Genomic DNA, 6,090 nt, shown 5'->3' with positions numbered 1-6,090 from the left:
AAGAGACAGCCGTCGGGGTGGTGGCGGTGGTGAGTTCCATGGTGCGACTCCTTGTAGGTGCCGTACGGATCGAGGGTGGCCGGCGGTCAGTGGTGGCGGACCGGCGGTCAGTGGTGGCGGACCGGCGGTCAGTGGTGGTGGCCCGGCAGTCAGTGGTGGCCCGGCAGCGCCCGGCGCTGCCCACGGCGCTCGCGGATCGCGAACACCAGGAGCCATACGCCGATGACGGCAGCGGCGACGAGGGTGACGGGAAGCGGCGCGTGAGCCACGGAACCCAGGGCGACGCCGAGCAGAAGAAGGGCGGCGACGAGGAACAGCATGGGATGCCTCTCGTGTGACGTTTCGGTGAACGTTTGTGGTTACAACTGTTCACTGACTTGGGAGTCTACTACTCCCTCCGGCTTCCCAATCTCGGAGAACAGTTGTTAACTGCATGGCATGAGTCACACTCTCGGCATCCGGCAGGCCCAGAAGCAGAAGACCCGGCAGGCCCTCCTCGACGCGGCGCTCCAGCTGCTCGAGGAGCAGAGCCTGAGCAGCCTGGGCCTGCGCGAGGTCACCCGTGCCGTGGGCGTGGCGCCCACCGCCTTCTACCGGCACTTCCGCGACATGGCCGACCTGGGCGTGGCCCTGGTCGAGGAGGCGCTCGGCAGCCTGCACGCGACGCTCGGCACCCTGCTCGCCACGACCGGCAACGACAAGACCGGCGAGGAACGCATCGCGGCCGCCGTCGAGTTGATAGCCGCCTACGTCCGCACGCACCCGGCCCACGTCCGCTTCATCGCGCGTGAGCAGCACGGCGGGGTGCAGGCGGTGCGGGCCGCGATCGGCGGCCAGCTCGACCTGTTCGCACGGGAGGTCGCGGACCAGTTCGCCCGGGAGCCCGAGGCGGCGGGCTGGGGCGACGACGACCTCCTGATGCTGGCCGGGATGTATGTCGACCACATGGTGATGACCGCGTCGGCCCTCCTGGAGGCGGCACCCGGGGACGAGGAGCAGGTGGCGGACGTGGCGCGCAGGCAGCTGCGGCTGGTGACGCTCGGAAGGCTCCACTGGCTGGACGAGCGCTGACCCCGCGAGGCGCCTCGACTCTCCCGTAAGGAGCTATTAGCCTTACGCTCATGACGACCGACCGTGGCTGGACGCTCGACCACACCTTCGAAGGACCGACGGGCACCGTCCGCTGGACCGCGCTGGGCCCCGAGGACGCGCCACCGGTCGTCCTGGTCCACGGCACCCCCTTCTCGTCGTACGTCTGGCGCGGTGTCGCCCGCGCGCTCTCCCGCGAACACCGCGTGTACGCCTGGGACTTGCCGGGTTACGGCACCTCGGAGATGTCCGCCGGGCAGGACGTGTCCCTGGCCGCGCAGGCCCGCGTACTGACCGACCTCCTGGCCCACTGGGGCCTCGATCAGCCCGCCGTCGTGGCCCATGACTTCGGAGGCTGTGTCGCCCTGCGCGCGCACCTGCTGCACGGCGCCGCCTACGACCGCATCGCCGTCGTCGACCCGGTGGCACTCGCCCCCTGGGGCTCCCCCACCTACCGCCTGCTCGGCGCGCACGCCGACGTCTTCGCCCAGCTGCCGCCCGCCCTGCACGAGGCGTTGGTACGGGAGTACGTCGCCTCGGCGAGCCACCAAGGGCTGCACCCGGCGGTGCTCGACCGGCTCGTCGAGCCCTGGTGCACGGACGAGGGCAGGTCCGCCTTCTACCGGCAGATCGAGCAGAACGACCAGCGGTTCACCGATGAAATCCAGGGCCGGTACGGGGAGTTGGCGCTGCCCGTCCTCATCTGCTGGGGCACGGACGACACCTGGATCCCCGTCCGGCGCGGCCATGAACTGGCCAAGCTGATCCCCGGCGCCGAGCTGCGCCTCATCGAGGGCGCTGGACATCTCGTACAGGAGGACGCACCCGCCGAACTCACCGGCGAGCTGAGCCGATTCCTGCGCCCGGACGGGTCCCGTACAGCTCCGTGACCGCGGCGGCCGCCCGCGCCAGTTCCTCTCGGGCCTCGGGCGGCGCGAACACCTCGACGGCGTCGGCGAACGGAAGCAGGGTGCGGACCTCACCGACCACCCCGTACCCGAGACGGACGGCGATCCACTCGCTCTCCCCGTCGTCCTCGGGGCGCGCGGCGAGCCGATGGCCGTTGATACGGACGAACAGCGCGAAGCGGTCCCGTGACACCCGCGCCGTCACCTCGACACCGACCGGACGGTCCTCGACCTGACGCTTCAACACACCCCAGATGTCGGCCAGTTCGACACCCGGCCGCCGCTTGACGGGCGCGTCCGTGCGGGTCGCCGACCGCACACGGTCGGCGCGGAAGAGACGCGGGACGCCGCGCCGGTCCGCGACCAGATACCAGACACCCGCCTTCGATACGAGGCCATAGGGATCCACGGTGTACGTGCTCGGCTCCGCGTCGCCGCTGTGCAGGTAGCGCAGACGCAGCCGCCGGTCGGCGAAGACGGCGTCCTGCAGGACGTCCAGGTCGACGGCGGCCGGACCGGCCACACGCGCCCCCACCATCCAGCGCGCCGAGTCGACGAGAATCCGACGGCTCGTCAACTCGGCGGCGGGACGGTGTCGTTCGGGCAGCGCGGCCATGACCTTGCGCAGCGCGGAGCCGAGCGCCGCGTCGAGCCCGAGCGCGGCGTGCGCGCCCTGCGCGGCGAGGATGAACAGGGCCCGCGACTCGTCCTGCGTCAGCCCCGTGACGTCCGTACGGAAGCCGGGAAGCAGCGCGATGCCGCCGTGCCGGCCGCGCTCGGCGTACACCGGGACGCCGGACGCCGAGAGGGCCTCGATGTCGCGGTAGATGGTGCGCACGGAGACTTCGAGGCGGTCGGCCAGTTCACGCGCGGGGACCTGGCCGCGGGTCTGGAGCAGCAGCAGGATCGAGAGGAGCCGGTCGGATTTCACCTCGCCAAGGATGACGGAAAAGCTGACGGCAGGTGTCAGGTTATGCGGCGAAAGTGTCGTCCGTCAGCGCGCAGAGACCGAACCGACAGACGAAGGAAGACAGCCATGAACGCCTCTCCCGACCCCCGCCCCCTCTTCGCCCGCGCCACCGACCAGGTCGCGGCGCTGATCGCCACCGTGCGCCCCGAGCAGCTCGACGCCGCCACACCCTGCGACGAGTACGACGTACGCAGGCTCATCTCGCACCTCGTCGGCGGCACCCGGCGCTTCCAGGTCGTCGGCGAGGGCGGCGACGGCCTCGCCGTCACGCCGTACGCCGACGACGTACCGGACGACGGCTTCGCCTCGGCCTACGAGAAGGGCAGGACGGCCGCGCTCGACGCCTGGGCGGACGACGCGCGCCTCGACGCGCAGGTGCGGGTGCCGTGGGGCGACGCCCCGGGGCGGATCGCGCTCACCGGGTACGTGATGGAGACCGTGACCCACACCTGGGATCTGTCCGAGGCCCTCGGACGGCCGCTCGAACTCGACCAGGAACTGGCGCGGTTCGCGCTCGGCTTCGCACACCAGGCGCTGCCCGCGGAGGGACGCGGCGAGGGCGTGCCGTTCGGCGCGGTGCAGGAAGTCGCTGAAGGGGCCGATGCCTATGGAGAGTTGGCGGCCTGGCTCGGGCGCACGCCGCTGGAGGGGACAGCGGGCTAGCCGGTCGGATCCGGACACCGGCCGATCCAAAAGGCCGGGGAACGCCCTGTCGGCGCTTCCCAAATTCTACTTATGATTCAGGCGTGTTCGATTCCCGGCACATCAGGTCCTTCCACGAAGTGGTGCGCACCGGCTCCTACTCGGCCGCCGCCCGCTCGCTCGGCTATACGCAGCCTGCGATCACCCAGCAGATGAAGGCGCTCGAACGGTCCGTCGGCACGGTCCTGTTCACGCGGGTCGGCCGGCGCATGCGGCTGACCGAGGCGGGCGAGGCGCTGTCCCGGCACGCGGGGATCATCCTCGGCAACATCAGCGCCGCCCAGCAGCAGATGAACGCGATCACGGGCCTGCGCACCGGGCGGGTGCGCCTGTGCGCCTTCCCCAGCGCCACCGCGACCCTCATCCCCGAGGCGCTCGCCCGGCTCGCGGCCGGCCGTCCCGGCGTACGCGTCGAACTCCAGGAGTACGAACCGCCCGAGTCGCTCCAGCGGCTCGTGCACGGCGACTGCGACATCACGCTGGCCTTCCACTACCCCGGACTGCACGAGGCCGTACCGGCGGAAGTGGTGGAAATCCCGCTCATGGAAGACCAGTTGACGGTCCTCATGCCGTCCCGGCACCCGCTGGCCCGGCGCCGCTCGGTGAAGCTCGCCGATCTCTCCGGGGAGCGCTGGATCGCGGGCTGTCTGCGCTGTCGCGCCAACTTCCTGCACGAGTGCGCCGAGCAGGGCTTCGCACCGGACATCGCATTCACCACGGACGACAATCTCGTCATCCAGAGCCTGGTCGCCGAGGGCCTCGGCATCGCGATGATGCCGGGCCTCGTCCTCAACTTCCTGCGGCACCACGACGTGACGGGCCGCGCGCTCGATCCGGCGTCACGGCGCCAGGTGTCGGCGTACGCGCTCCGGGAGCATCTGCGGATCCCGGCGACGGCGCTGGTGCTCGAGGAGTTGAAGGCGGTGGCGGCGAACAGGGTGGGCTGCTGAGGGCGCTGCGGGCCGCCGCCTCAAGTAACCACCCATAAGCAGAAGTTGGGTTCCCGCTTAGAGACCGTCGTTGGACGTGATGGACGGGCGGCAGGACGCTGCCCGTATGAGTACCCCCACCACCGCGTACCGAGCCGCCCGCACCACCGAACGCCTCGACGCCCTCGTCGCCGACATCCGCGAGGCCGTCGGCCGGGGGCTGCCGCCGGACCTGACGGCGCACCTGGTCGGCGAGTGTCTCGCCCCGCACATCACCGCCGCCGATCTGCTCACGGACGGGCAGCGCGAGGGCGACCCCGAGCGCTACCGGCAGCATCTGCTGCACGCCGAGCACGACGGCAGCTTCTCCGTGGTCGGTCTCGTCTGGCTGCCGGGCCAGCACACGCCCGTCCACGACCACGTCTCCTGGTGCGTGACCGGCGTCCACGAGGGCGCGGAGCACGAGCGGCGCTACCGCCTCGTCCCGGCGGCCGCGTCCGGCGGCGCGGCGCGGCTCGTCGCCACGGAGGACCTGGTCAACGGTCTTGGCACGGTCTGCGGATTCGCGCCGCCCGGCGACATCCACCGCGTGTGGAACGGCGGTACGGAGCCGGCGATCTCCCTCCATGTGTACGGCGCCGACATCTCCCGCCTCGGCACCAGCGTGCGCCGGGTGTACGAGCTGCCGGCCGACCGCTGATGGCGCTGCTCGGGCAGCGGCCTCGCGGAGTGTCGTCGGCCGCGGGCCACCACCCGCTGCCGGGACTCGCCCTGGCCGCGCTCGGTGTCGCGGTGGCCGGGGCGGCACACGCACTGGTCCCCGCCGTCCCGATGCTGACGGCGGCGGTGGTGCTCGGCCTCGCGGCGGCGCATGTGCCGGGTGTGCGCGCTGTCGCACGAGGCCGGGGCAAGGCGGGGCTCTCCCTCGCCGGAAAGCGGCTGATGCGGCTCGGCGTCGTCCTGCTCGGCCTGAAACTGAGCCTGGACGACGTCCTTGGCCTCGGCTGGGCGACGGTGGCGATGGTGATCGGGGTGGTCGCGGCGACGTTCTTCGGCACGTGGTGGCTGGGCCGCCGGATGGGGCTGCCCGGTGATCAGCCGCTCCTGATCGCCACCGGCTACTCGATCTGCGGCGCGTCCGCGATCGGGGCGGTCAGCGAGGTGGCGGAGAGCGAGGAGCGGGACGCGGCGGTTTCGGTGGCGCTTGTGACGCTCTGCGGGACGCTGGCCATCGCCGTACTCCCGCTGCTCCAGGGGCCGTTGGGGCTCAGCGACGCGGAGTTCGGGCGGTGGGCCGGGGCGAGCGTGCACGACGTGGGGCAGGTGGTGGCCACCGCGCAGACTGCCGGGGCGGGGGCGTTGGGCGACGCGGTTTTGGTGAAGCTGATGCGGGTGGCGGTGCTTGCGCCGCTGGTGGCTGCGGTGGGGCTTGCGCTGCGGGCGCGGGCCGCTGCGCAAGCCCTGTCTCTTATACCCATCTCCGAGCCCACGA

Annotated in this window: 8 protein-coding genes; 7 read left to right on the top strand and 1 reads right to left on the bottom strand. The window is 71.7% G+C overall.

Features of this window, described 5'->3' with window-relative positions; translation table 11 throughout:
• From E2651_RS44865 to E2651_RS40180, 3 genes are all read left to right on the top strand, one after another.
• Window positions 1-338 (top strand): hypothetical protein (locus E2651_RS44865; protein ID WP_209446373.1); only part of this gene is annotated, 338 nt, incomplete at its 5' end.
• A 100-nt stretch (window positions 339-438) separates the two neighbouring features.
• Window positions 439-1,071 carry a TetR family transcriptional regulator gene (locus E2651_RS40185; RefSeq protein WP_135336223.1) on the top strand — a complete coding sequence of 211 codons (633 nt, stop codon included), beginning with the start codon at window positions 439-441 and terminating at the stop codon, window positions 1,069-1,071.
• Window positions 1,072-1,121: 50 nt separating this feature from the next.
• The gene (locus tag E2651_RS40180) at window positions 1,122-1,979 is read left to right on the top strand and encodes an alpha/beta hydrolase (RefSeq protein WP_135336222.1); all 858 of its coding nucleotides are present in this window, start codon (window positions 1,122-1,124) and stop codon (window positions 1,977-1,979) included.
• Here E2651_RS40180 and E2651_RS40175 read toward each other — a convergent pair.
• Window positions 1,924-2,928, bottom strand: a complete 1,005-nt coding sequence (locus tag E2651_RS40175) for a WYL domain-containing protein (protein WP_135336221.1) — start codon at window positions 2,926-2,928, stop codon at window positions 1,924-1,926. The two genes, E2651_RS40180 and E2651_RS40175, sit on opposite strands and share 56 nt — an antisense overlap.
• A gap of 105 nt (window positions 2,929-3,033) precedes the next feature.
• Between E2651_RS40175 and E2651_RS40170 the strand changes: the two genes are divergently transcribed.
• The 4 genes from E2651_RS40170 to E2651_RS40155 all read left to right on the top strand — a co-directional run.
• Window positions 3,034-3,630: a TIGR03086 family metal-binding protein gene (locus E2651_RS40170; protein WP_135336220.1), complete on the top strand. Its 597-nt coding sequence runs from the start codon at window positions 3,034-3,036 to the stop codon at window positions 3,628-3,630.
• An 83-nt stretch (window positions 3,631-3,713) separates the two neighbouring features.
• Window positions 3,714-4,619, top strand: coding sequence for a LysR family transcriptional regulator (locus E2651_RS40165; RefSeq protein ID WP_135336219.1), 906 nt, complete (start codon window positions 3,714-3,716; stop codon window positions 4,617-4,619).
• A 106-nt stretch (window positions 4,620-4,725) separates the two neighbouring features.
• Window positions 4,726-5,298, top strand: a complete 573-nt coding sequence (locus tag E2651_RS40160; RefSeq protein ID WP_135336218.1) for a cysteine dioxygenase family protein — start codon at window positions 4,726-4,728, stop codon at window positions 5,296-5,298.
• A partial coding sequence (locus E2651_RS40155; protein ID WP_135336217.1) for a putative sulfate exporter family transporter occupies window positions 5,298-6,090 on the top strand: 793 nt, incomplete at its 3' end. The genes E2651_RS40160 and E2651_RS40155, both read left to right, overlap by 1 nt.

Source organism: Streptomyces sp. MZ04 (assembly GCF_004684775.1).
In the GTDB taxonomy this organism is placed as follows: domain Bacteria; phylum Actinomycetota; class Actinomycetes; order Streptomycetales; family Streptomycetaceae; genus Streptomyces.
Note: the sequence above shows the minus strand (reverse complement) of the source record. Positions and strands in the feature narration are given on the sequence as shown.